The sequence below is a fragment of the Paenibacillus sp. BK720 genome (assembly GCF_011761545.1).
Classification (GTDB): Bacteria; Bacillota; Bacilli; order Paenibacillales; family Paenibacillaceae; genus Pristimantibacillus.
In genome coordinates this window covers 889157-915344 of record NZ_JAASRQ010000002.1, presented here as the reverse complement: position 1 = coordinate 915344, position 26188 = coordinate 889157, and the positions used below count along the sequence as shown (strand labels likewise).

Below are 26188 nucleotides of genomic sequence, written 5' to 3'. Positions count from 1 at the left end.
CAAGCCGGAGCTCCTTCCTTAACCGGTGCCGGATTGATAACTTACATATCTTCAACTTATGCTTTAATAGAGCAATCCTAATGGACGAATAGCCAAAAGGGACGGAAATCAGGCATATGACTCCGCCCAACTATCGCGAATGACCTATTCTAGCAAAAATAGACAATCGTTCACGGCAGATACCGTCTTCTCTATGAATCTCTGAACATATCATGTGGTATATCAATTGAAAGGAGAGGATTAGATATGGGAGAAACAGGCTTGACAGGTCTGACTGGTCTGACTGGTCTGACTGGTCTGACTGGCCCTACTGGCCCTACTGGACCTACAGGACCTACTGGCCCTACGGGTCCTACTGGCGCTACCGGCCCTGCCGGTCCTGGTGCTGCGGTATACGGTGCTAACGGAGGAGTCTTCCCGCTTGGCGCAATCGGTATCATCGGAACAGTCATTCCGCCGGTTGAAATTCTTGCCGTGCCCGTTACGGTTACTACGGCTGCAGCCAATAAAGTAAAAGTTGACGGGGTTGTCGATGTTGCGCTTTCCGGTACGATCGCCGGCGTATTGCTCAACCCAACGATCACCGTGGATTTGCTTCGCGACGGCGTAGTTGTAGCTTCGGTTACAAATACAACTTTCGCAACGGTTGCTCTAGCGACAGTTCTTGATCTTGAAGTAACGATTCCGATCACTTACTTCGACACGCTGACTGTCGGCGCTCACGAATACACGCTTGAAGTTGCCGTTAACTCGATCTCGGTAGCGATCACTGGCGCTACTGCAGCAGTTCAATACTCCTCGCTTGCAGCTTCGGTCGGCGTCTAACCAAACCCAAACAGCCTTTTCGCGTCACGAAAAGGCTGTTCCTCTACATATGCGTTTAAAGAGGAGCTTCTCCCTTAATGAGCGCATTGGCAAGATGGCCGAAATCAACGGCCACCTTACCGGTTATCCGCGCAAGCTCTTCGGTAATCAACACGGCAGCAATTCCGGCGGATACAAGAGCAATGTCAAAATCATACAGTCTGGCTGCCGACACAACTCTTTCGGCATCCCGGGCGCCATTAACCGGCGCGACGACACCGGCAATGGTTATGCCGCGCTGGGCAAGAACGGCGGACAAAGGTTCCGCCATATTTCCGATTAGCAGCACGCTTCTGTTCTGAAGGACAGGCAGGAGGCAGCCTGCTTGACATAAGCTGTAATTAATAAGGGAATCAGTCCAAAGCCGCTCCGTGAATGACAAACCGTAAGCTTGAAAAACCGGCGAAACAAGCAGCTGGTAATTAGGCATCCTGGTTCTCGGCAAACCAACAATGTCGGCTCTTGCAACCGCCTCCGCCAGCTTGTTGCGGGTATCCAGATCCGGCACCTTTACGCCGGCATAGTCCAGAAACCTGCCTTCCTTTCGCACCTGATCAACCGGCATTACGATTTCTTGCGCCATGGTAAGCAGCTCACCGTCGCCTAGCCGCACAATAGACAAAGGCTGCTTCTCATCCATAGCCTGCAGAATCGTATCTCTAACCTGTTCCGGAAGCAGAAGAGGAATAGCGTGTTCCTGATACCGGCTTATCCCGGCGGCAATGATTTGCTTTATCGTAAGGTCCGGAAAAATCATGTTTGGCGGCAGCAGCTGGTCGACGACTTCATCGCCGCCCGCGTATTTCCCCTCTCGATACCCTTTCTCGTAGCCCTCCTGGTAGCCTTCCTGCTGAATGGACTCCGGCTTGTCGCCATCGGCGACTGCTTCATGAACCGAATCCACAGGGATTAATAAACCGGTGGTTGGTGGATTTCCGGAGCTTTTGGGCAGTGCAGGACTTGCTCGCCGCTTTCTGTTGACCGGCTTCTTGCGTTTCCGCTGTTTACTCTTTTTCCGGGACATCCGAATGCGCATGAAGTTCCCCCCTGTCATCCATTTCATGTATTTCGAGCGGGTCAATCCCCCATTTATCCTTAAACAGCCTCCTGTTTCTTCGGAGAAGCTCCTCCAGCTCATCGCTTGCATAACCGCCGAAGGAAGCACTGCCGCGATGATAGACAAAAGCGTCTTTGGCAATTACAACCTTGAAGCCTGCTTGGTTTGCCCGGTAGCAATAATCGTCATCCTCATAATGCCCCGGCGAGAATCGTTCATCAAGAACGCCGATTTGCTTCATCAGACTCCGGGAAAACAGCATGCAAAACCCGATGATCCGGTTGACGGATTCGTGCTTTTTGTTCTGATCGGCTCCTAACCGCGCGGCGAACCCTTCATAATCGCCGTCCATGGCTATTTGCTGCTTGCCGCTGGCATAATTCGTCATTGGCCCCACTATTCCGACAGCAGGATCCGAATCAAGCGTCCGGTTCATTCTTCTTAGCCACCCGGCCGTAACGAGAACATCATTATTAAGAAGAAGCAGCCGATCGCCCCTGGCCAGTCTCAATCCCCAGTTGCATGCAGCGGGAAACCCGGTATTGACCGGCAAGGAAATCGTAATAATCCGCTGCTGCCTCAAGTATTCAAGCGTTCCGTCGGTCGAGCCGTTATCAATGACAATAAGCTCGTAAGGGTCCTTCGTATGCTTCCGGATCGTTTCGACGGTCTCCCGCAGAAGGGAAAGCGCGTTACAGGTCGGGATGATGATGCTTGTTAACACCTTTCGCACGCTCCCTTTTGCGCAAATGATCGGTATATTTCAATCTTGGGCTTTCCTCCCGCATCGCCCAGCCCAGCGCTTCCAAGTGATCTCCCATAATCAGCTGCGAGACCGGATTGTTGGCGCCGACATTGTCTTTCCGATGCCTGTTTTTCTTAAATACGTTGATGCTTCCGCCCATCCCCATGCGCAAGCCTCTCTGCAGGGCAATGGCCTGCGCTTTGGGCGGTACGGCCAGATTGGCGGAGCCGATTATTTCAATCGCTCTTCGGCTTAATGCATGTGGCACCGCCGTCATGGAATTGATCTTCAGATCGTCCCTGCGATTCGAGCGGTTCAGAAAGTACTTCATGATCGTGATTTCGTCCCAATCGGAGAACACTCCAACGTAACCGGAAAGGTCGTTCAGAGCAACGTCCAAGCCCCGGTCCGTCGCTTTCACAAAGCTAAGGAGCTGTTCGGCAGCAACCGGAATGTCCGCGTCAAGAAACAGCACGATGTCGGAGGTTGTAATTTTTGCTCCGATCGCTCTCCCTACATCATGACCCAAGGCTTCGTTATAATGGAGAATAATCGCTTTGCCGCTTGTTCTAGCCATCATCAGGCTGGCGTCCGTCGATCCGTTCACTACAACGATAATCTCATGCAGCGGCATCCGCTCCAGCTCCTGTATGGTGGACATGATGGACAATTCCTCATTCATGACCATAACAACGGCTGCTACTTTTTTATCGGTAGGAAGCAGCACCCAATCGGGAATCGCGCCGCTCGGCAACACGGAGAAATAACCGTCAACAAAGGCTTTCATAACGATCATGTATTTGTTAACGGCCATTGCTTTTCTAACCAAGCCGCTTTCCCTGATCCACAGCTCCTGCACATGCTGCAAGATATCTGCGTCATCTGCAACGGGCGCCGACCGGGCAGCGCTTCTTCCAAGCTTCCAGGCCAGTATTTTCAACGGTCCGCTCTTAACGGGCCTGGATGGCCTTGTGCCAGCCGGAATCGGACGCCGCCTCTGCCGGGATGACACCGGTTTGGAAGAGTAGGCTTTTTTTCGTTTTCTGGCGAGGCTTCTCATATTCTCACCTCGTTTTCGATTGTGTCTTTCTATGTTCTTGCCAATAGAATCCTCTTAGGTCTGCCTCTGACATTGTATGTACGGACGATAGGTTCGTAACGGCTTATGTACGTGACCCCGCTTCATAAATGTGTATTTCACCTGCACGTTTGTCCCTGACCTCTTATAGCAAACGAACATAAAATATTTCAATTCTTGTGCTTCTATAACGATAGATGGGGAGTTGACATATGGATTGGAAGTTTTATAGGCCGGAATTCGCAGCCGACCACGCACCGGAAATGCCGGCGGGCATGATGACGGAAGGAGCTTGGTCCGGACACCGCCGCTTCGCTTACGACCTTGTCCGTTTTGCCAAACCGAAAGTAATCGTTGAGCTTGGCACCTTATACGGAACTTCATTTTTCAGCTTCTGCCAGGCCATTAAGGATGCCGGTCTCGATACCACCTGCTATGCCGTCGACACTTGGCAGGGCGACCCGCACACGGGGATGTACGGGCAAATCAATGACGGTATTTATCAAACGGTTCAAGCGGTCAAAAACAGGGATTTTCCGAATGTCGGCACCTTGTTACGAACCACCTTCGACGAAGCGCTGTCGAATTTCCCGAATAAAACGATCGATATTCTTCATATCGACGGCTATCACGCTTATAACGCGGTGCTTCATGATTATGCGAGCTGGCTGCCAAAGCTCGCGCCAAACGGAATCGTCCTTTTTCATGACACGGCAGTCAAAATCATGAATTTTGGCGTTCATATTTTGTGGGATCAGCTTCGTGCCATTTATCCCCACATGCAGTTTCAACATTCGAATGGCTTGGGCGTGCTCTTTCCGAAAGGCGTGCCGGACAAATTCCAGGATGTGCTTGCCCAGCAGCAGAAGCTCATTCTCCGTTATGCAAGAGGGTAATGGCCATGAAGTATACGATACCGAAAGACAGTTACAAGAAAGCCAAGGACTGGGTTAATTCGCTTCCTGCAATTGAAGCCAAAGCACGTTACCAAGTGATCTATCCGGCCGAAACAATCCAGCTGCCCGCTCCAAGGAGCGTTGATCCCCACCGCTGGGTTTCAACCTGCCATTATGAGGAAGCCTTCGTTGTCCGTATTCCTGAAGGAAGGCTGATGACAAGTCACATGTACGTGATCACGCCGGACAATAAACGGCTGGGCGATCTGGAGCTGTACGATGCCGGTTATGAAAAAATGATTCTGGATGAGCCGGAGTATTATTCCTGCACCGTTGCCTCCTTGTTCTGGGGCTGGAACTTCCCCCAGCCAAAGAGCGAAGGTACGCACACTGTATTCGGGCATTGGTTCTTTGACCTTCTGCCCCGTATTCATCTGCTTGAGAAAAGCGGGATGCCGATTGATAAATACGTGTTGCCCAAACTGACCTTACCGTTCCAATACGAGTCGTTAAAGCTTCTTGGGATCCCTTTCAGCAAAATCATTCAAGTGGACAAAACGGATTTCCATCTGAAAGCAAAAACGTTGGTTGTCCCGGCCGTACCGCTAATGATCGGGAAATGCCCGCCCTGGGCCTCGCATTATATCGCGGATCAAATGAAGAACAAGCGAAAAATCCGCAAACGCAAAGGCTACGAACGCATTTACATCACCCGTGAGGATGCGAAAGCCCGGCACGTGGTGAACGAAGACGAGGTGCTTCGTTACCTGCAGACAAAGGGATTCAGGAAAATCGTGCTTACCCCCATGACGACAGAGGAAAAAATCGAGGTTTTTGCCTCGGCCAAGGTCATCGTGGCGCCGTTTGGCAGCGGCAGCATCAATGTAGCCTTTTGCGATCCCGGGGCCTCCCTGATTGAATTGGCTCCCAAATCCTTCGTCGACAATTACTTCTGGAAGCTGTGCTGTCATGCCGGGCTTGATTATTACGAGCTGTTATGCGAGGTTGAACCGAAAGCGCATGTCGGTGCGGACGACATCATCGTAAATCTAGGAAAACTGGATCATTACATGAGGTTGAACGGCATTGTTCATGCTTAAACGCATTCTTAAATTACAGGAGGATAAAGCATGAATATCCTGATATGGTCTAATCAATTCTCGATCGGCGGAGGGATGCGCCTCTTGTTCAATCTGACGGCAGCCATTGCCCGCCAGCCGGGAGTGGAGCGGGTCAGACTAGTCGTCGCACCAGATTCGCAGCTGCGAAATTACGTCGAGCTTCAAAAAACGGGGAATATCGAAATCTGCTACAACAGCAATCCGATCAACCATCCCCAGAGCAGCCACCTGCTCGCGAACATGAACGTGGTTTATTTCTTCTGGCCGCATACCGAGCAGTTCCAATTCATTGACCGCCCTACGGTCTGCACCTTCCATGACACCACCATCTTTGATTTCGTTCCGCCGTTTATGAAGGGCGAAGAATTATCGTTTCACTGGAGGCTGTCCAAGAAGTGGATCGATCATACGGCTTCGGTTGTCGTATCCTCCCAGCATGTCAAGAACAGGCTAATCGCTCATTTCGGCAGCCGTTCGGAGCAGGCATTCGTCATCCCGCATGCGATCACTCCAATTGCTAATGTCTATAACCGCAAGGTTTCGCCTGAGCTAAGCTCCCGGATTCCAGCCGATTATATTATTTATCCGTCGAATACTTCTCCGCACAAAAACCACAACAACCTGCTTATGGGCTTCGCCAAGTCCCGGTACAAAAGAAAATACCCGTTAGTATTAACCGGGTATTTGACCGATAAATTGCGAATCCCGTTCCCGGACAGCACGTCCGAGGTGAGCTGGATCCCAACGCTTGTATCCACCATGAAGAGGACTGGTCTTCTCCTCGACCGGCAAGTCTATCCGCTTGGCTTCGTCGGGGACCATGATATTCCCGCCTTGATCAAAAACGCAAAGGCGCTTATCATGCCCAGCCTGTCGGAAGGCGGCGGCAGCTATCCGGTGGAAGAAGCCCTTCGACTCGGCACGCCGGTGCTCTGCTCGGATATTCCGGTTATGCGGGAGCATCTGTCCAGGCATAGCGCCAAGATTGCCTGGTTTGACCCGCATAACCCGGATTCCATTGCCAAAGCGCTGGATGATTTGTTTGACGATTACGACACCTACAAATTATCGGCTTTGCACGGTGTCCATGACGCCACGCAAACCTGGGACGATATTGCCAAGCAATATATCGAAGTATTCCGGATTACCTTCTGGCGCTACTATGGCAAGACTCTTTATTAAACCTCAAATCCGGCTGATGATTGCCGCATAATCGAGGGCAACATCCGCCCATCTCCTATGCAGGAGGCCGCTTGCGGCTTCCTTCTGGGCGGGAACGACCGATTTGCCCTGCAAATACAGTCTGCCGATAGATTCCGCTATTTCAACGGGGTTATAAGGATCAAACGTTGCAAAGCTGCTCATATCCGGAATAACCTCCTGGACAATCGACAGCCGGCCAAAGGCAACCGGGGTTTCCATCAGCAACGACTCGACGATCGGGAACGGACAGCTGCCTTCGAACAAGGTTGGCACAACGACCCCTTCCGCATATTTGTACAGCGATGGCAAGTCGGCAGAGGGGATACGGCCCATAAAGATGATCGATGCGCGAATAACGGGATCGGCGACCGCGTTCAACGCTTCCGTAATTTCCTGTTGTCTCGGACGGTTATTCAAGTCATCCGTAAATATAAGCTTTAATCCGGATGCCCTTCCCAGCTCGGTAAGCCGGAATCGGTGGAACGCGTCAATGAGGCGCTCATGGTTTTTGTGCAGGCGGATGACGGACGGGAAGGTTAAATAAGGACCAAACAAGTTGTATTTCACTCGGAATTCAACCTCGGTCTTGATGCCAAAGGATGAGTATTCCTCATGAGGCGCAGCGAATCGAACCACTTCAGTCTGATGCACCGGAAGCTTCAGATACTCCAGGCCTTCATGATTGCGGATATACTCGGAATCAAAGACGACAATCGCGGCATTCCTCGTAATCTTTTCCGCCAAAGAATGAATGTATTGATAATGATCCATATCCTTTGAATACAGATCCGGAAAATGCATATAGACCAAGTCATGCAGACAAACGATATACGGCTGGTGCAGGTATTGAGCTAGACCCATGCCGACGTAAGGCACGATCCAGACATCCGCCGGCACAACCCGATTAATCGTCGCCATGCTGTCGGAATGGTAAAAGTGCATACGGCTCGGATACATGGCCTTAAGCGGCGCAAAGATCGTTTCCGTCTCTTTCACGTTGGCTCCCGTTGTCGCGATATGAAGATTGTAGCCGTTCGGCAGACCTAGCAAGCCTTCGGATAGACGGACGAAGAAACGACCGATCCCTTCTCCGTCCATTGCGATTTGGGCGCCGAAGCAAAGGAATAGGCCGATATTCTGATTACCGGCAGCCCTGGCGTTTAACGCGGCTCGAGCCATAGCGGCCGGCGGATTCGGAGAACGCAGCAAACTCTGCGCCTCTTCGGACATGAGCAGCCTTGCCATCAGCGCTTGCCTGGACACCCCTTGATGGATAGCCGCAACTTCGTTTGCCACATTCGCATCATCCGGTTCGCGGCCTAATAATTGAGCATAGATTCCATGAATAAAGTCCAAGGTATGGGCTGGGAATAAGCCTTGTAAATTAAAGGCCGAAGTGTTGTGGTCTCCGGAAGGCTTTCTGGTGAACACCTGCTCGGCTTCGCCGCTTTGCATGACGGATGCCGCCACCGCGGCTCTTGTCATCGCGCCGGCTTCCAGCCTGCCTTTAAATTCGTAGAAACCGGCCGCATCCGGCTCGCGCTGCAGGAATTGCCGGTAGATCTCCCAAATAAAGTCCTCATTATCCAGCTTGAATGCAAAATGCAGGTAATCGATGATCCGGCTTCCCTCCGCCAGACTTGCCCGCACTATCGCATTGTTGGACCTTAATCGGGCTGCATCCTCCGCCGATATGGAAGCTTCATCGGTAACGGCTGCATGCGGTACGGCTTTCTTTTTCCTTCTGCCCGTTTTTTTGCCGCGCAGACGTTTCCTGCCTTTTCTTCTCGAAAGTCTCTTCGGCTTTCCGTTTTTCCGCCGTTTGCTTCGTGCTGTCCGGCTGCGCAGGCTGCGTCTGATCGACCTGCGCTTCTTCTTCCGCTTCATTGGCTGGCCTCCCATCACTATTCGTCTGTAGATAGAGTATTGTCACGGCCCGAAAAAGCAACGGCGTACGCCCTAGCCCTCTGGGGATTTCGACCATATTTGCCGAATTAGACGCCTGTCTAGCCGGAATTGAAGCATTTTATTTCCGCTTGAATATGATGGGATATGCGTAAAAGGAGACGATCGTTTTGTTTCATCATGCCCTGCCTAACAAAACCGTAATAATTGGTGCCGGCGGTCATGCCAAGGTGATCGCGGATATTTTGCGCCATGATCCGCATGTCGAGCTGATTGGCTGCATCGGCCATGATTCATCGGCAACCGTTCTTGGCTTAACCGTGCTTGGCGGTGACGAGCTGCTGCCGGAGCTGCATGAGCAAGGAGTCCGTCATGCTTTTGTCGCCATCGGCAACAACGCAAGGCGGCATGCTCTTGCGAAGCATGCGGAAGCTCTCGGGTTCGAGCTCGTCAACGCGATTAGTCCGCGTGCCTATTTGGCTACCGGCGTTACTCTCGGCACGGGAGTGGCGGTTATGCCGGGATGCGTCATACAGCCGGACACTCGAATCGGCTCATATAGCATCATTAATACCGGAGCTACCGTTGACCACGACGGAAATATCGGCAATGCCTGCCATATCGCGCCGGGCTGCCATTTGTCCGGCAACGTTACGGTGGGCGACGAATCCTTTCTCGGCACCGGTACATCGGTCATCGACGGCATGCGAATCGGGGAAGGCTGCATGATCGGGGCCGGGGCGGCCGTTATTTCGCCCATTCCTTCGTTTTCGCTGGCTGTTGGCGTTCCTGCCGTTGTCAAACGGACTTTAGCTTAAGAATGAAGGTAACTCGGAGGGAGGCATAATTCATGGACAACAAATTTTATCCGGTTGCCGTACCCGTATTTAACGGAAACGAAAAGAAATACGTCATGGATTGCATCGATTCAACCTGGATTTCTTCAGCCGGAAAATATATTAACGATTTCGAGAACAATTTCGCCGCTTATTGCGGCACCAAATATGCGATCTCCTGCAGCAACGGCACTACCGCCCTTCACCTGGCGCTGCTGGCGTTTGGCGTTGGACCGGGCGATGAGGTCATTGTACCTACCGTCACTTTTATCGCTACCGCGAACGCGGTTGTGTACTGCGGGGCAACGCCAGTCTTTGTCGATTGCGAGCCCGAGACGTGGAACCTCGATCCCGATAAGCTTGAGAGTCTGATCACGCCTCGCACCAAAGGCATTATTCCCGTGCATCTCTATGGCCACCCGGCCGACATGGAGGCCGTAACCGGCATTGCCAGGAAGCATGGCTTGTTTGTCCTCGAGGATGCCGCTGAAGCGCTTGGCGCGGAATACAAAGGGAAACGAACGGGGTCGCTTGGCGATATCGCAACCTTCAGCCTTTTCGGCAACAAAATCATTACGACCGGCGAAGGCGGCATGATCACGACCGACGATGAGGAGCTGGCGAACAGGATGCGTACGCTTCGCGGCCAAGGCATCGATCCGGTACGCAAATACTGGTTCCCGGTTGTCGGTTACAATTACCGTCTCACCAATCTGCAGGCTGCTGTCGGCTGCGCCCAACTCGAGAATGTGGATTGGCATATCGGTGAAAGGAAAAGAGTCGCCGGCCTCTATTACGAGAATCTCAAAGATGAGCCTTCCCTCACGTTGCCTGTCGAAATGCCTTGGGCGAAAAACGTGTATTGGATGTTCAGCGTTGTTCTGAACGGTGCAGATGAGGCCCGGAGAAACGAAATTATGGCGCAGCTCAAGGATGACGGCATCGAGACACGGCCTTTCTTTTACCCGATGCATGTTCTTCCGCCTTATCAAGGCTTGCAGCCGCATGAGGATTTCCCCGTTGCAAATCGCATTACCGCGCAAGGCTTTAACGTCCCTACTTACGGCGGACTAACCAAGCAGGATATCCAGCATATTTGCGACCGGATTAAAGCGCGCGTTCGCGGCGTGTAACGCGTATATAGAATGAAGAAAGCCCATCTAATTATCCTTCATTACGAGGATTGTGGATGGGCTTTGTTATGGAATCAAGGTTTCACTCGGATCCGGATAAGCAATCCGGCTTGCGATGATGCTTAGCGAAGCGCCGGCAGACTTAACGCCAAGCGCCGGCAAATCGCCGGGTCGGCACCTTGAAAAGCTCCCGCAAACACAAAAAAGCTGTCTCTATGCGAGACAGCCGAGACAGCCTTCAGCGTACCTGCTTATTCCATATCCAGACTTACGTCGTAACCCAGCTTGCGCAGATCGACAACCCGCCGCGCTTCCGCCAGATCGCCCGCCACCATCTCGCCCACGAGATCCTTCAGGCTGCTTACGGGCTGCCAGTTCAGCTTGGTCCTTGCTTTGGTCGAATCCCCGATCAGAAGCTCCACTTCGGACGGCCGGTAGAATCGAGGGTCTACTTTGACAACGGTCGTGCCTTGCGGAATCTGGTAATCCGGATTGCCGCAGGCTACCACGTAGCCGTATTCCTCCGCCCCTTCTCCGTCGAAGGCTACCTCGATGCCCGCTTCCGCAAAAGCAAGGCGCACGAACTCCCTGACCTCCGTTGTTTCACCCGTGGCAATCACGTAATCCTCCGCGGTATCCTGCTGAAGAATCCGGTACATCGCATCGACATAGTCGCGCGCATGACCCCAGTCGCGTTTGGCCGACAGATTGCCCAGCGCCAGTACGTCCTGCAGACCGTGAGCGATCCGCGCGACGGCACGGGTTATTTTCCGGGTTACGAAGGTTTCTCCGCGGACCGGGCTTTCGTGGTTGAACAAAATCCCGTTGCAGGCATACATATTGTAAGCTTCCCGGTAGTTCACGGTAATCCAATACCCGTACAGCTTCGCAACCGCATAAGGACTTCTGGGGTAAAACGGCGTCGTTTCGCTTTGAGGCACAGCCTGCACCAAGCCGTAAAGCTCGGAGGTAGAGGCCTGGTATATTCTGGTCTTCTCCGTCAATCCCAGAATCCGGACCGCTTCGAGCAGCCGCAAGGTTCCGATGCCGTCCGCGTTAGCCGTATATTCCGGCGAGTCGAAGCTGACATGAACATGGCTCATTGCCGCCAAATTATAAATCTCGTCCGGCTGAATCTGCTGGACCAAACGAACCAAATTCGTGGAATCCGTCAAATCTCCGTAATGAAGCACCAGCTTCTTCCCGGTTTTATTCGCTTCATCGGCGAGGCGGTCGATCCGCCCGGTATTCGCAAGCGAGCTTCTGCGTTTAAGTCCATGCACGACGTATCCTTTGGCAAGCAGCAGCTCTGCCAGATACATCCCGTCCTGCCCGGTAATCCCTGTAATGAAGGCGACCTTATTCATGGTTCCCTCCGTCATCGTCATATTGAGCAGGTCGGTCCCCTGCTATCTTCCATATGGTATGACAGGACAAACTGCCTCGGCATCGGACAAAGAACTATTTTCAGCCAAAATGAAAAACTGCGCTTAAGATCAATACTATTGCCAGAACTACATACAAAATGAGGGATATCAGCAAAGCTGTCCGTCTGTTCATAGCATCGTCCCCTTCGGCATTGATATACGGTTCATTATATGCGGGCGGGACATTCGCTGAGATTGTACGGCGGTTAATTTCTGTACGGGTTGTATGTCCCTGGAAAGCATACCCTATTAGGCTGTGATATAATGGAGCCCTATGACGTTATTTCTCCAACCGGGAGGGTTTACTATTTATGCTGCTTTCCATTCTGCTTATTCTGGTTGCCGTTATCGCGCTGCCTCCAATCATTTTCTTCAGCTACATGTACGCATTGTCGAAGAAACCGAAGCATTCCATTATCCGTTCCCATCCGTTCCTGGGCTGGCTCCGCTACCTGCTTGAGAAGCTGGGTCCCGAATTCCGCCAATACTGGTTTGACAACGATACGGAGGGCAAGCCGTTCTCAAGGGCCGACTTCGTTGGCGTCGTGTACGCGGCCAAATACCGGACGGACCTGATCTCCTTCGGCGGCCGCCGGGATTACGAGAAGCCCGGCTTTTATTTGTCCAACGCCATGTTTCCGAAGCTGACGAGCGAACTCAAAATCGATAACGATACCATGCTGCCGGGCAAAAAATATGTCATTACGGGCGAAGGCGTCTTCACGCGCCAGGAAAAATTTATTTCCGAGCAAGTCAGGCCTTGGCTCCTTCATGATGATGATGCGCTAATCGTGGGAGAAAACAGAGACCAGCCGTGGAAGCTGAAGGGATTGTTTGGCGCCTCGGCTACCTCTTTTGGCGCGGTTGGGGAGAACTACATTCAATCGACGGGCAGCGGTGCCAATATGGCCGGCGGCTCCTGGATTAATACGGGAGAAGGCGGCGTGGCCGATGTCCATCTGTCGACCGGGGTTGATGTCGTGTCCCAAATTGGGCCCGGTCTCTACGGCTTCCGGGACGAAACGGGCAAATTCTCGATAGAAGCCTTTAAACGCAAAGCCAGCCATTCCAACATCAAAGCCTTTGAGCTGAAATTCCATCAAGGCGCCAAGATCCGCGGCGGACATCTGGAAGGCTCCAAGGTGAACGAAAAGGTTGCCGCGGCTCGCTTGGTTCCGGTCGGCAAAACCGTCAATTCCCCGAACCGCTTCGAGTTTTTGACCAGACCCGAGGAAGCGCTGGAATTTATTCAAACGCTGCAGCGGGAAGGCGGCAAGCCGATTGGCGTAAAAATCGTCGTTGGCGATCCCAAGCGGCTTGAGCCGTTCTTCCAGGCCATGATCGACATGAATATCTATCCGGACTTTATTACGGTTGACGGCTCCGAAGGCGGCTCAGGCGCTACCTTTAAAGCAATGGCCGACGGCATGGGACTTCCGTTATTCGCCGGCCTTCTGATCCTCGACGACACGGCTCGCAAATTCGGCGTCCGGGACCGCTTCAAAATTTTCGCCTCCGGCAAGCTTATAACTCCGGATAAAGTCGCCATTGCGCTCGCACTTGGCGCGGATGCCGTCAATTCGGCCCGCGGCTTTATGATGGCGAACGGCTGTATCATGGCGCTGCAGTGCCATACCGGCAAATGCCCCGCAGGCGTGACAACGACGGACGATAAGTACCAGGAAGCGCTCGCGCCGGAAGAAAAACAATGGCGCGTCATGAACTATATCCTCCAGATGCGGGAAGGCCTATTCTCTTTGGCCGCCGCTTGCGGCTTGAACAGCCCGCGGGAATTCCGCCGGGAGCATGTCGTGTTTATGACCGACAACGGCCATACGGACCGGGTCGTCGATTTGTATCCGTACCCGGAAACGGTATAACGAAGAAACCCGCTGGAAGCTCTAGCGGGTTTCTTCATTATACCGGTCTCCCATCTTCGCGAGGCCTCGATAGAGGTTTGCTCATGTTGTAATAGTGGTAGCTCTCATCCTCGATCTTAATCTTCTTCTTAAAACGAAATCCGCTCTTCTCGATCACCCGCATGGAGGCCGCATTGCGGATATGGGCCAGCGCGACCAAACTGTCGATTTTCGTATGCTGAAACAAGTACTCCACCATTCCTTTCACGGCTTGCGTCGTATAGCCATTATTCCGGTGCTTATGCGAAATCGCGTACATGATCTCCCGCTCAGGGACGGGCAGCTCTTCTTTTACTCCCGTGCAGCACCAGCCAATAAATTCATCGCTCGATTTCTCGATTATCCCGAGCCTTAATCGCAGGCCGCCAACGTCTCCGCCCTCGGATACGGCGTGAATGAACCTTGCGTTCTCCTCCAGTTCATAATGAACAAACCATTCTCCCCTTTGTTCCCTGGACACGTTCCAACCCGGCAGGAACTCGTAAATTTCAGGCTGCCAGGTCAAGGCATGCAGGCGGTCCAAATCATCTATCGCGTATTCCCGTAAATAAACAGCCGGACAATCGATTCGGATTTGGCTAATCGTTATCTCCCCCCCTATATTTCTGCTTCCCCCACTATAGCAAGCCCGCAGTGGCTATACAGCATCCTCTTTCATTAAAAACAAATTTTCCCATTCAAATTTAGGGTTGCAAATCCACATTCGCCGCCTTAAAATGAACTTATACGAACTTAAATAAACTTATTTAAACAACATTACTTAAACAATGGAGGTTATTTAAACATGGAAATCCGTTACGCTTCTCATCCGCAAGAGGTAAAAGCTTTTGACACCACACGCCTTCGCCAAGAGTTCCTGCTCGAGACGCTTTTCGTTCAGGATCAGCTGACTCTTACTTATTCGCACGTTGACCGCTTTATTATCGGCGGCGCCGTACCGGTTAACCAGCCCGTCAAGCTTGAAGCCGATACCAAAACAATGGGTGCCGCAACCTTCCTGGAACGCCGCGAGATCGGCATTATTAACGTTGGCGGCCGCGGTACGGTTACCGTTGACGGTACGGCTTACGATATGGAAAACAAGGACTGCCTCTACATCGGCCTTGGCGCGGCGGAGGTTGAATTCACAAGCACGGACTCGGCTAATCCGGCGAAGTTCTATCTGAACTCGACGCCAGCTCATAAAAACTATCCTACGGTGAAAGCCTCGATCAGCGAAGCTTCCCCTAACCATCTCGGTGCTCTAAACACAAACAACGAGCGTACGATTTACCGTTACATCCATACCGGCGGCATCCAAAGCTGCCAGCTGGTAATGGGTCTAACGATGCTGAAGCCGGGCAGCAACTGGAACACGATGCCTTGCCATACGCATAACCGCCGCTCGGAGGTCTACCTGTACTTCGATATGCAAGCGGACGGCAATGTCTTCCACTTCATGGGCGAGCCGCAAGAAACACGCCATTTGGTCGTGCGCAACGAGCAAGCGATTCTGTCGCCAAGCTGGTCGATTCACAGCGGTGTTGGCACAAGCGCTTATACATTCATCTGGGGCATGGCCGGCGAGAACCAAATCTTCGAGGATATGGACGCCGTTGCGCCTCAAGATTTGAGATAACAATGAATGCGATTCGCAGGCATGAATTAATTATGGAAGCCTTGCTGGCGAGCCGCGAGGTCACCGTTCAGGAGTTAAGCGAACGACTGGACGTGACGGGCAAAACCATTCGCGAGGATCTGGCAAGGTTAGAGGAAAAAGGACTGCTCCTTCGTATTCACGGGGGAGCAGTCCTTGCCCAAACGGGCCAGCTTGGGATCTTGTCTCAGCAAGAGCCGCTTGCGCGGCATGCTTCGGAGAAGACGGAGATTGCGGAGCTGGCGCTTTCTTTTATCGAGACCGGCGACATTATCGCCCTGGACGGCGGCAGCACAACGCTTGAGATTGCGAAGAAGCTTCGCAACCAGCCTCTCACCGTCGTAACCAATGACGTGCATATTATCGCCGAGCTCTCCCGCAAGGACGAGATTCAGCTTGTTGTACCCGGAGGCTACCGTGTCCGCAATATGCTGGCAGGCGCTGAAGCCGAGGCTTACATCCGGAAGCTGAATATCAAGAAAGCCTTCCTGTCTGCAACGGGTGTTCATGCGGAATTTGGCTTTACGATTTATACGGGCGATTTGACCGCATTCAAAAGAGCTTTGCTGGATACCGCTCAATCCTCTTACGTGGTTGTTGATCATCACAAATTTGGCCAAGGCGCCTTATTTACCTTTGCCGGCTTTCATGAAATTAGAACGATCATTACCGACTCCGGGATCTCAACGGAAACGGCTGAGCAGTACCGGCAGGCCGGCGCCAATCTTACGATCTATGAAAGGATGAATTAATCCATGCTATTTGATCTGACAGGCAAAACAGCAGTTGTTACGGGTACATCTGGAGGCCTAGGCCAAGCCATGGCGCTTGGTCTTGCGGAAGCGGGCGCATCCATCGTTGCGATCTCTTCCTCGAACAGCAATGCCACTGTCGAGAAGATTCGTGCTATCGGAGGACAAGCGGAAGAAATCTCGGCTGACCTCAGCAATGCAAATATTCTTGAGGACGTGTTTAATCAAGCCAGGGGATTCTTCGGCAAAGTGGATATTCTGGTTAACAACGCGGGCATTATCCGCCGTACGCCCGCTGCCGATCATTCCGCCAAGGACTGGCATGACGTTATCGACCTGAACCTGAATTCGGTCTTCTTCCTCAGTCAGCTCGCTGGCCGTCACATGCTGGAGCGCGGCAGCGGCAAAATCATCAATATCGCTTCGATGCTCAGCTACCAGGGCGGCATTAACGTGCCCGGTTACACGGCAAGCAAGCATGCGGTTGCAGGCGTAACCAAGGCGCTTGCCAATGAATGGGCTGGCCGCGGCGTGAACGTTAACGCCATTGCACCGGGTTACATGACAACGAACAACACCGCCCCAATCCTGAAGGATGAAGCCCGCACGAACTCGATTACCGAGCGGATTCCTGCAGGCCGCTGGGGTACGCCGGATGACCTGAAGGGTCCGGTTGTATTCCTTGCTTCCGCTGCTTCCGACTACTTGAGCGGTCACGTTCTCAACGTGGACGGCGGCTGGATGGGCCGCTGATAACAAGAAAAACCTCCTGAATGCGAAACGAGCCTTAGAAGCGATTCTATAGGCTCGTTTTTTCGCAGTTTTTTCCGTTATTAGCAGTAGACTTTGAAGCGGACTCCTCTTGGAATCCAATCGTGTTGCGTCACTTACAGACGAGTAACCCTGTCAAGCCCCGCCCCATAAATTAAACCAACGGTCAGGCTCAGCGCTTGCACAAATACTTCGCATATTGAATCGGTCGCATATAGACCGCGCTTTGGTTGCGAATGCCGGCATAAAGCGATTTTTGAGGCTTTCCGTTTAGTTCAATGATCCATGCGTGCTCATTGTTGTCCAACGCAAAATCTACGCTGAATTCTCCTAAATGATAGGCGGTGTTTTCGTCCATGATTTCCGCGCTTCTTAAACTGATATCGTAAATCGAGCGAATAATACGAGCTGCTTTATCCGGTGGATACAGACGGTCGAGTATTTGTTGAGATAAACAAACTTCGTCAAAGATGCTAGTGTTAAAGCTGTCTTTCGTTGCGATTCGGCTGACAAGGTTTGTGACCGACCATAAGCCGTTTTCGTTTTTTTGTACAAGCGCCCGGATATCGAAAACTCGGTTATCTACTTGTTGAATAGGGATTCCTTCTTGCATGATATAGGGGGTGGAGCCGAGTATCGATTCTATGCTCTCTTGAAATTGCTGCGTGTCTTGAAAGATGATTTCAGGCGAAAAATAGTGATGTCCCAAATGGATTTCACCCGTAGCTTGCATTTCTGCACGAATTACACCTTTTCCTTGATGGCCATAACAAGGTTTAAAGTATACTTCCCGATGAGCCCTTAGCAAATGAACGGCATTCTCCTTGTCGAAGGGAACGGTTGCCGGCAAATAATCGGAAAGCCATCTGTTTAAATTCGTATAAATCTCTTGTTTATTGAATTGATTAATATGATTGAAGCATTTATTGATGCCGATAACTTTCCCCAAACGTTCGATCAGTTGTTGATCGGTATTGTAACAACGGTTGTACACGACTTTGGGAAATGGAAAATCACCGATCACCCATCTGCCGTTGGATTGATGAAGCCCTATTATACGCTTTCGCTTCCAGTTGATAGATGACGGAGTAAAACAAAATAATTTCAGATTCATGGTATTGGACTGAAGATATTGCTTAAGAACGTTCTTCCGCTGCTTACGGGTTGCAACCAAAATGCCTACGAAACTCATTACTTTCCTCCAAAAATCTCATATAGAAAATCATATAAACAATGTATGTGAAGAAGCTGAACATGCATGGACAACAATACAACCGAGGAGAAAATTTTTTATGTACATGCAATTTAGTTTATCTACGGAATATTTTGTTTTGTGGCCGCTATGGAAGGAAGCATTTCGTAGTCACGCACCATCGGGCCTCATAGTCTTCATGCTCGCTAAAATAGTTAATAAGGAGTGTGCATACAAGGATGGGTAGATTACCAGGTCCACCGGGACCTCCCGGGCCTCAAGGGCCAGCAGGACCGCAGGGGCCAGCAGGTGCACAAGGGCCAGCAGGTGCGCAAGGGCCAGCAGGGCCAACAGGAGCAACAGGACCAACGGGACCAGCGGGACCACCTGGAGCACCAGGGCTATTAACTGGATTTGATTGCGCACAATATGCCGGAACGCCTCCAATTACCTTGACCTTGGCTGCGCCAACTGCCACCGTTTTAACGGTTGCGGCAACTGTGGCTGCACCTACCAACACCGTTTGGTTGACCGGCTACGTAACATGGACACCGAATTCTAACAATTTAACTTTAACGGCGGAAATCGTCCGCGATGATGGAGTTGTCATTGCAACCGCCATTGATACGGGATCGATGGCTATGAGTCCGTTTACGCTTGCTCTCACAGCCTGTGATGAAGCGCCGTTGACCGGCACTCATACCTATTCTCTGCGCGTTACGGGGAATATGGTGACTGGCGGGCAAACCATTATAATCAACTTTGCTGGCCTTACGGCAGCCGTTTTATCCACGTAATCAGAAGCCATCCGGCGGCAATACAAGTTACGATTAGGGCTAGAGTTCGAGTGCCCTTCAGACGACAACAAACCCAGTACCGTGTCGGTACTGGGTTTGTTGTAACCGATTAAAAAAAGAATACAGCGATTCATCTTCGGCATACTGCCGGACGTCCCCGCCAAGCCGATTGTATTATTTCAAACCGCTTGTACTGATTCCTTCGACAATATGCTTCTGGAAGAAGAAGAAAATCGCGAACACCGGAATCAAGCTGACAATGGACATCGCGAACATGGCGCCCCAGTTGGATAGCGTCTCGGCATCGAGATACATCTTAAGGGCCATGGATACGGTGTACATCGAAGGCTTATTCAAGTAGAGCAGCGGACCAATCAGGTCCTCCCAGCGCCAGTAAAACGAGAAGATTGCCGCGGTTGCCATGGCCGGAATAATAAGCGGCAGAATAATGCGGTAGAACAGTCTGAACTTGCCGCAGCCGTCAATGGTGGCCGCTTCGTCAAGCTCACCCGGAAGCGTCCGGATAAATTGCACCATCAGGAAGATAAAGAACGGTGCCCCGAAGTACGCCGGAATAACAATCGGCTTAATGGAATTGAGCCAATGAAGCTTGGAGAACAAAATATATTGCGGGACAAGCGTGACGTCATGCGGCAGCATGAGCGTCACCATCATTATCGCAAACCAGAATTTTTTGCCCCGGAAATTCAGCCGGCCGAAGCCAAACGCTACAAGTGCGGAAGACAATACCGCGCCGATTGTTGCGAGCACAACAAGCACTAACGTGTTGGTAATGTAAGTTCCAAACGTATGGCCGCCAATCCCTGCCCAGCCGTCCGAATAATTCGTCCAGATCCAGTGGTCCGGAATCAGTTGATTGGAAGTGGTGAAGATGGTTTCGCTTTTCTTGAAGGAGCTCATAAGGAGCCAGATCACGGGATAGATCATCAAGATAGCGCCGCCTGCGGCTGCAATATGATAAATCGGCCATTTCCACTTTTTCGCTATCATGCGCTTATCCCTCCTTCGACTCGTAATGAACCCAGTATTTGGATGACAGGAACAAGACGGCTGTCAGTACCGATACGATGACCAGCATAATCCAGGCCATTGCCGACGCGGTACCCATATCGAAAAATTGGAAGCCCTGACGGAACAGGTAAAGCGAATACAGCAAGGTTCCGTCGAGCGGACCGCCTGTTCCTTTGGAAATAATGTAAGCTGGAACAAACGTCATGAAAGCTCCGATTGTTTGCATAATCGCGTTAAACAATATGATCGGTGTCAGCATTGGCACCGTAATTTTAAAAAATCGGTTAAACCCATTTGCGCCGTCTACGCTTGCGGCCTCGTATAAGCTGATTGGAATGTTCTTCAGTCCCGCCAGGAAGATCAGCATCGAAGAACCGAACTGCCAAGCCGACAACGTGATAAGCATCCAAAGCGCCGCCATCGGATCGGCAAACCATCTGACCGCATCCAGGCCTACGGCTTCAAGCAAACCGTTGATAATCCCTTTATCGCCGTACAGGTTGCGCCACATGATGGATACGGCTACGCTGCCGCCGATAATGGATGGAAGGTAAAACAAGGTCCGATACACGCCGACCGCTCTCGAAGCGGTATTAAGCAGCATGGCAACCATAAGGGCAAAGAACAAACGAAGCGGAACTCCGATAAAGACGTACAGGAATGTTACCTTTAACGATTTCCAGAACTTCTTGTCACTCGTGAAGAGATCATGGTAATTGTCGAAGCCAACCCAATTCGGGGTGGTAAACAGGTCATAATCGGTAAACGACAAATAAAGGGATGCTAAAATCGGAACAAACGTAAAGACAAGAAAGCCGACAACGAAAGGGCTGATAAACGCGTAACCCGTTAAATCTCTCTTAAAAACCGCTTTCATATAAGACCAACTCCTGCACAAGATTCGCTACCGGTGAAACGGCCGGCGCCCATGAGGAGCAGCACGCGTTTCGCGGTGAAATATAAGCCTTGTTATAAAGGATGGCCGGCCGTTCATGGCCAGCCATCCCTGCCTGTCATCTCTTATTTGTTCTTGGCTAATATCGCATTGGCTTCTTCGCGGAATTGCTTGGCAGCGTCTTCCGGCGTAATTTGCTGGAAGTCCATTTGCTCCGCAATCGAGCTGAACAAGGTAATAATCTCTGCCGCGCCGATTGGATCCGGCGGATCCATTGGCGAGCTATTCTCTTGTGCCCATGCCACATAATCGAATACTTGCTGCTGAGCCGGCTCAAGCGTTGGTTTGATAGCTTCAATGACTTTGCTGTTTACAGGTACGCCGCGGTCGCCTTTAATCAGCTTGTTTGCCTCGATATCATTCACGAAGAAGTTGATAAAATCGGCAGCCGCTTCTTTTTGCTTGGAGTTCTGAGCGATCGAGAAGTACATGCTTGGCTTCAGGTAGAGACCCTTCACGCGGTCAGGATTCGGCATATTCGCCATTTCAAGCGGACGGTTAGCAACCTGCTGAATGCCTACGAACTGATTGGTCCATTGCCAGATCCCCACTTGCTGTCCTTTTACTAGGAGATCGTCTTCCAAACCTTTAATTTGCGCTTTCACGTCCGGCGGAGGCGTATCCCCGTCTTTCACGAGCTGTGCCAGCGGCTTGAAGAAATCAACGAACAGCTGGTCGTCATCGTATCCGAGCGCCGTGCCTTCCGCATTGTAGAGATGCTGGCCTTTCGTACGCAGGTAGTAGCCGAAGAATACTTCCGGACGGAAGCCGTTATCGAAGTAGAGTCCCGCTTCCTTCGCTTTCGACGCAAGAGCGAAATAGTCGTCCCAAGTCCAGTCATCTGCGGGCTTGTCTACGCCAAGCTTCTTCAGCAATTCAGGATCATATTGGAAGTTAACGGTGTTTACGCCAAGGTTAAAGCCATAAAGCTTGTCGCCTAATTTACCGCCGGAGATCGCGTTCTCCGAAATATCCGTTGTGTCGATCTGTTTGTTCAGGTAAGGCGTAAGATCGGCCAGCTGGCCCTTGGAGCCGTATTGCGACAGGTAGGAGATATCCATCTGCACGATGTCCGGCAGCTCGCTTGCAGCGGCTTCGGGAGCAAGCTTCTTCCAGTAATCGTCAAAGTTGGCGTATTCGGACTCGATCTTCACGTTTGGATGAGCGGCCTCATACATTTTGATAACTTCCAGCGTGTAATCATGTCGAGGCTGCGAACCCCACCAAGCGATACGGAGCGTAATGTTTTTCCCCGTATCCGTTTTCCCAGCATTTGCATTTGCCGAAGTGCTTGCCCCCGTATTGGCGGCTTGATTTGCGTTGTTATTGTTGCCTCCGCCGCATGCCGTGAGAGTCGTAGCCAAGATGAGTGCGATTGCTGCTGATAGCTTCTTTCCCATGTTTCTAGCGCCCCTTCCTCAAACCATGTAAGTGTTTACATTTCCTATAGTACAGTTAAAAAGGAGAGCCCGGAATCGAATAACCAGTGATTTTTCGTCAAAAAACAGACATCTTGTTTAAGAGAATTTCTTGAAATCCGATGGTGACTTTCCGGTATATTTCTTAAAGACCTGGCTGAAATAATGAGGATTGTCGCCGAATCCAAGCTGCTCCGCCAGTTCAAATACTTTAACGTCGCTGCTTGCCTCGATTAGCTCGAGCGCTTTGTCCATTCGCGTTTTCATGACATAATTCGAAAATTTATCCCCGGTCTCTTTTTTGAACAGCTTGCCTAAGTAATCCGCATTCATGTACAATATCTCGCTTGCCGCCCACTGCAGGGAAAGCGCCGGATTGCTCAAATGCTCGCTGACGATATTCATCATTTTTTGAATGATTCCCGAATGCCTGCAGGATTGTATCTCGTAGTTCTCCTGGCAAATCCGCTTTGCGGCCTCCTCTACAAAGCTTTGCAGCGCCTGCAAGGTGCTGAGGGATTCAAGCTTGGCCAGCAGCTGCAAATATTCGTTCATCCGCTTTGGCTCCGCCTGCCGGATTAACGCTACGTACAAGGGAATCACATACGATTTGGCCGTGGAGTTATCCAGCCTAAGCTCCGCCAGAATCCGGAATGCTTCCTCAAGCTCCTTGTTCACCTCTTCCCAGTTGCCTGATTTGGCCGCCATGCAGAGCTGCGTATCGTCAAACAGAAAAGCCTGCTCCTCTTGCTCATCCTGCTGCTGGATGTCCCGAACCGTGATGAGGCTTCCCCCGCCTAAATAGAAGCGATGATTCAGACAGCTTCGCGTATCCATGTACATTTTCCGGGCTTCCGCCAGCTCGCCGGCATCACTGATCGCTATGGTTGTATCCAGCTTGAAATACCCCGTGAAAGTCCGTTTGACATCCGCCAAAATGCTCAGCAGCTCGCTTTCGGGATACTGATCCCGAATCAAGATCAGCAGCTGACTGCCTATCGTAGTGCTGAGCAGAATGGTAGGCTTGCCGATTATGTCTTCTGCGATATTTTTCAACGCAAACAGATGATCGAACTCGAAAGGACCCTCGAGCTGACACAAAAGCAGCCGGGCTTCCAGATTCTCGAGCTGAATGCCGAACAGCCTGCCGTACTCGTCCCATTCGCGGCGCCCGTAGCGCTTGTTCGTAACATACTCCTTCAGGAATTGCTCCTTCGCGCTGGGCAGCACCTTCTTCAGCTCCTCCTGCATGCGCTGCAGGAAGGCATCGGTACTTCGTTCCTGATCAAGCTGCTCTACGACCGACACTATCGCTTCGGCAATCGTATTTTCGTTGCAGGGCTTCAGCAAATAATGCTTGACCCCGTACTGCATCGCTTGACGGGCATATTCGAAATCGCCAAAGCCGCTAAGCATAATGCACGCGATATGCGGATAAGCCTCCTTCACCCGCTTCACCAGACTAAGGCCGTCCATCCCCGGCATGCGGATATCGCTGATAATAATGTCCGGCGGCTGCGTCTCGATAAACTGCAGCGCTTCCAATCCGTTGCGCGCCGTACCGGCAAGCTGCGTCCCGTATTTATCCCAGTCCATGAGAGAAGCGATACCCTCCAGAATAATCCGTTCGTCGTCAATCAGCAGCACTTTATGCTTCATATTCTCTCCCCCATTTCGATTGGCAGATACAAGATAATCCGTGTGTCCCGCTGCGGAACGCTTTCTACCCGAATGCCATAGGCTTCTCCAAACAGCATCTTGATACGGTCCTCAATGTTGCGCAGGCCGATTCCCGTTCCCCTCGGCTCGATTTCTCCGTTTCTAAGCCGTTCAATGACATCCGGCGCAAGCCCCGGACCGTTATCCGCAACGGTGATGGCAATGCCGCCTTCGTATTCTTCGGCCGTAATCGTGATGACGCAAGCTTCGATCATTTGCTCCAGCCCGTAATGGATCGCGTTCTCGACCAGCGGCTGCAGGCTGAGCTTCGGCACATAGACGCCTGACAGACGGTCGGGGATCCGGTTCTCGAAGACAAGCCGCTCTTCGAATCGGATATGCTGGATCGCAATGTAATGGCTGACCAGCCGCATTTCATCTTCGAGAGTCACGGTTGGCTGCTTGTGGCTGATCGTGCTGCGAAGCAAGTAACCCAGCGATTCGACCATAATGGAGATCTGCTTATGCCCGGCGATTTTGGCTGACCAGTTAATGGATTCCAGCGTATTGTACAAAAAATGCGGATTAATCTGCGCCTGCAGCGCTTTGAATTCCGTATCCTTGATCGTCAGCTGCTTTACGTAATTTTCGTTGATCAGCTCGTCAATTCGTCCCACCATCATCCGGAAGTTGCGCTGCAGCTGGCCGGCTTCATCCTTCGCGAGATTGCGCTCCTCCGGCTCTTCCGCAAATTCGAAATGTCCAAGCTGAATTCGCTTCATTCTCTGATTCAGCCGTTCTATAGGCCCCGTTATGGAGCGGGAGAAGCTGAGCGCGGCCCCCAAAATAAGAACCGAAAGCAGAATATACACGATAATAACGGTATTTTTAGCCGATTCCGTTGTATGGAAGATCTGATCGTAAGGCATTACGTTTACGTACACCCAATCCAAATAGCCGGAGGAATAATAAGTGATGAAATATTTTTTGCCCGACAACGATACTATCTTGAAGCCCTGCTGTCCGGTTAACGGCAAGGAGGTCAGATTCATTCCGTTAGGCTGATCATGCGGATAGACCAAATTGCCGCCCTTTTGCATGATGGCAAAATACGCTTTGGAATTGTCTGCCGAGGTTACAAGATCGCTATAAAGCCGGTCAATGTCGATTCTGACCGCCATATTGCCCAGATGATCCAGCTCCAGCCCGTCCACCCTGCGGATTTCCCGGCCCGCAATCAGCGCGTTATCTCCGTAATCCGGAAAGACGAACTGTACGCCGCCGTTTGTTTTGTTGGTTTCGTTTACCACTTGCGCGTTGCGCTCGGTTGACAAATTAATCATCTTGTAACCGTTTCCATATTGCTTCTTGAAAACATCCATCACATGAAACGACAGTATATATTTCTCGTTGCTGGTGAAGGTCAAGAGCCTTTGCCGTATATTAACCGCGGTCAGATAATTGCTGTATTCGGAGCCGCCTGCCTTGATCTCGCTCAAATAATCCTGAATATAACTGTCCGTCGCGATCTTGAAGGAGATCTTCTCCATATTGCGGAGCTCCTTCTCGACGCCTAGCGAAGCGCTGTTCAGGGCGCTGGCCGATTGCTTGTAAATTTCCTTGTCGTAGGCGTGAAAGGCATACTTCATGACCGCAAAGGTTGCAATGCCGATAACCGCCATCATAAAAGCTAGCAGGACGATTATTTTATACTTGATGCGCAAATTATAATAGAAAGCTAATATCCCCTGCCTCAAAACGTGGTCCCCCCAGTCATCATGCGCAAGCATCG

Annotated in this window: 24 protein-coding genes; 12 read left to right on the top strand and 12 right to left on the bottom strand. The window is 51.4% G+C overall.

From position 1 onward, the window contains the following. The first annotated feature begins 246 nt into the window (after nt 1-246). A complete protein-coding gene (locus FHT67_RS10745) occupies nt 247-825 on the top strand; it encodes a hypothetical protein (protein WP_132305743.1) in 579 nt (192 codons plus the stop codon). A gap of 55 nt (nt 826-880) precedes the next feature. Here FHT67_RS10745 and FHT67_RS10740 read toward each other — a convergent pair whose 3' ends face one another. Genes FHT67_RS10740 through FHT67_RS10730 form a run of 3 tightly spaced genes read right to left on the bottom strand, consistent with a single transcriptional unit; the run spans nt 881 to nt 3462 of the window. Further along, the gene (locus FHT67_RS10740) at nt 881-1900 is read right to left on the bottom strand and encodes a GT-D fold domain-containing protein (RefSeq protein WP_132305745.1); all 1020 of its coding nucleotides are present in this window, start codon (nt 1898-1900) and stop codon (nt 881-883) included. Continuing rightward, nucleotides 1869-2645, bottom strand: a complete 777-nt coding sequence (locus FHT67_RS10735; protein ID WP_132305747.1) for a glycosyltransferase family 2 protein — start codon at nt 2643-2645, stop codon at nt 1869-1871. Before FHT67_RS10735 ends, FHT67_RS10740 begins: the two co-directional genes overlap by 32 nt. Next, the gene (locus tag FHT67_RS10730) at nt 2614-3462 is read right to left on the bottom strand and encodes a glycosyltransferase family 2 protein (protein ID WP_208403217.1); all 849 of its coding nucleotides are present in this window, start codon (nt 3460-3462) and stop codon (nt 2614-2616) included. The genes FHT67_RS10735 and FHT67_RS10730 overlap by 32 nt, the downstream gene beginning before the upstream one ends. On the opposite strand from FHT67_RS10730, the gene FHT67_RS29680 reads away from it, so the two are divergent. From FHT67_RS29680 to FHT67_RS10715, 4 genes are all read left to right on the top strand, one after another. Beyond that, the gene (locus FHT67_RS29680) at nt 3461-3694 is read left to right on the top strand and encodes a hypothetical protein (RefSeq protein WP_208403216.1); all 234 of its coding nucleotides are present in this window, start codon (nt 3461-3463) and stop codon (nt 3692-3694) included. The genes FHT67_RS10730 and FHT67_RS29680 overlap by 2 nt on opposite strands. A gap of 262 nt (nt 3695-3956) precedes the next feature. Continuing rightward, on the top strand, nt 3957-4640 hold the full coding sequence (locus FHT67_RS10725; RefSeq protein ID WP_132305751.1) for a class I SAM-dependent methyltransferase: 684 nt from the start codon (nt 3957-3959) through the stop codon (nt 4638-4640). A 5-nt stretch (nt 4641-4645) separates the two neighbouring features. Then, a complete protein-coding gene (locus tag FHT67_RS10720; RefSeq protein WP_132305753.1) occupies nt 4646-5740 on the top strand; it encodes a glycosyltransferase family 61 protein in 1095 nt (364 codons plus the stop codon). A gap of 30 nt (nt 5741-5770) precedes the next feature. Beyond that, nucleotides 5771-6943: a glycosyltransferase family 4 protein gene (locus FHT67_RS10715; RefSeq protein WP_167198009.1), complete on the top strand. Its 1173-nt coding sequence runs from the start codon at nt 5771-5773 to the stop codon at nt 6941-6943. A 3-nt stretch (nt 6944-6946) separates the two neighbouring features. On the opposite strand, the gene FHT67_RS10710 is transcribed toward FHT67_RS10715, so the two are convergent. Further along, entirely contained in the window at nt 6947-8851 is a 1905-nt protein-coding gene (locus FHT67_RS10710) for a DUF4214 domain-containing protein (protein ID WP_167198006.1), read from the bottom strand. 188 nt (nt 8852-9039) lie between these two features. On the opposite strand from FHT67_RS10710, the gene FHT67_RS10705 reads away from it, so the two are divergent. Next, nucleotides 9040-9687: an acetyltransferase gene (locus FHT67_RS10705; RefSeq protein ID WP_132305759.1), complete on the top strand. Its 648-nt coding sequence runs from the start codon at nt 9040-9042 to the stop codon at nt 9685-9687. Between the two features lie 32 nt (nt 9688-9719). Beyond that, nucleotides 9720-10838 (top strand): DegT/DnrJ/EryC1/StrS family aminotransferase, encoded by a 1119-nt coding sequence (locus FHT67_RS10700; protein ID WP_132305761.1) that lies wholly within the window; start codon nt 9720-9722, stop codon nt 10836-10838. Between the two features lie 251 nt (nt 10839-11089). On the opposite strand, the gene gmd is transcribed toward FHT67_RS10700, so the two are convergent. After that, nucleotides 11090-12205, bottom strand: coding sequence for a GDP-mannose 4,6-dehydratase (gene gmd / locus FHT67_RS10695; protein WP_132305763.1), 1116 nt, complete (start codon nt 12203-12205; stop codon nt 11090-11092). A 371-nt stretch (nt 12206-12576) separates the two neighbouring features. Here gmd and FHT67_RS10690 point away from each other — a divergent pair, with 371 nt between their 5' ends. Beyond that, the gene (locus FHT67_RS10690) at nt 12577-14145 is read left to right on the top strand and encodes an FMN-binding glutamate synthase family protein (protein WP_132305765.1); all 1569 of its coding nucleotides are present in this window, start codon (nt 12577-12579) and stop codon (nt 14143-14145) included. Between the two features lie 37 nt (nt 14146-14182). Here the strand turns inward: FHT67_RS10690 and FHT67_RS10685 are convergent, their stop codons facing one another. Next, entirely contained in the window at nt 14183-14752 is a 570-nt protein-coding gene (locus FHT67_RS10685; RefSeq protein WP_347880090.1) for a GNAT family N-acetyltransferase, read from the bottom strand. 216 nt (nt 14753-14968) lie between these two features. On the opposite strand from FHT67_RS10685, the gene kduI reads away from it, so the two are divergent. From kduI to kduD, 3 genes are read left to right on the top strand one after another with little or no spacing between them, the layout of a single operon-like run. After that, nucleotides 14969-15802, top strand: a complete 834-nt coding sequence (gene kduI / locus FHT67_RS10680; RefSeq protein ID WP_167198003.1) for a 5-dehydro-4-deoxy-D-glucuronate isomerase — start codon at nt 14969-14971, stop codon at nt 15800-15802. Nucleotides 15803-15804: 2 nt separating this feature from the next. Next, on the top strand, nt 15805-16572 hold the full coding sequence (locus tag FHT67_RS10675) for a DeoR/GlpR family DNA-binding transcription regulator (protein WP_132305769.1): 768 nt from the start codon (nt 15805-15807) through the stop codon (nt 16570-16572). Between the two features lie 3 nt (nt 16573-16575). Then, nucleotides 16576-17325, top strand: a complete 750-nt coding sequence (kduD, locus tag FHT67_RS10670) for a 2-dehydro-3-deoxy-D-gluconate 5-dehydrogenase KduD (protein ID WP_167198000.1) — start codon at nt 16576-16578, stop codon at nt 17323-17325. A 190-nt stretch (nt 17326-17515) separates the two neighbouring features. Here kduD and FHT67_RS10665 read toward each other — a convergent pair whose 3' ends face one another. Then, complete coding sequence (locus FHT67_RS10665) at nt 17516-18535, bottom strand: YheC/YheD family endospore coat-associated protein (RefSeq protein WP_167197997.1); 1020 nt, start codon at nt 18533-18535, stop codon at nt 17516-17518. A 452-nt stretch (nt 18536-18987) separates the two neighbouring features. On the opposite strand from FHT67_RS10665, the gene FHT67_RS29955 reads away from it, so the two are divergent. Further along, nucleotides 18988-19332: a hypothetical protein gene (locus FHT67_RS29955; protein WP_243867058.1), complete on the top strand. Its 345-nt coding sequence runs from the start codon at nt 18988-18990 to the stop codon at nt 19330-19332. A 174-nt stretch (nt 19333-19506) separates the two neighbouring features. Here FHT67_RS29955 and FHT67_RS10655 read toward each other — a convergent pair whose 3' ends face one another. From FHT67_RS10655 to FHT67_RS10635, 5 genes are all read right to left on the bottom strand, one after another. After that, the gene (locus FHT67_RS10655; protein WP_167197994.1) at nt 19507-20343 is read right to left on the bottom strand and encodes a carbohydrate ABC transporter permease; all 837 of its coding nucleotides are present in this window, start codon (nt 20341-20343) and stop codon (nt 19507-19509) included. A gap of 4 nt (nt 20344-20347) precedes the next feature. Then, the gene (locus FHT67_RS10650) at nt 20348-21241 is read right to left on the bottom strand and encodes a carbohydrate ABC transporter permease (protein ID WP_132305777.1); all 894 of its coding nucleotides are present in this window, start codon (nt 21239-21241) and stop codon (nt 20348-20350) included. 143 nt (nt 21242-21384) lie between these two features. Next, nucleotides 21385-22719 carry an ABC transporter substrate-binding protein gene (locus FHT67_RS10645; protein WP_132305779.1) on the bottom strand — a complete coding sequence of 445 codons (1335 nt, stop codon included), beginning with the start codon at nt 22717-22719 and terminating at the stop codon, nt 21385-21387. A 117-nt stretch (nt 22720-22836) separates the two neighbouring features. Next, on the bottom strand, nt 22837-24396 hold the full coding sequence (locus FHT67_RS10640) for a response regulator transcription factor (RefSeq protein ID WP_167197991.1): 1560 nt from the start codon (nt 24394-24396) through the stop codon (nt 22837-22839). Next, the gene (locus FHT67_RS10635) at nt 24393-26120 is read right to left on the bottom strand and encodes a cache domain-containing sensor histidine kinase (protein WP_208403215.1); all 1728 of its coding nucleotides are present in this window, start codon (nt 26118-26120) and stop codon (nt 24393-24395) included. The genes FHT67_RS10640 and FHT67_RS10635 overlap by 4 nt, the downstream gene beginning before the upstream one ends. Nucleotides 26121-26188 lie beyond the last annotated feature (68 nt).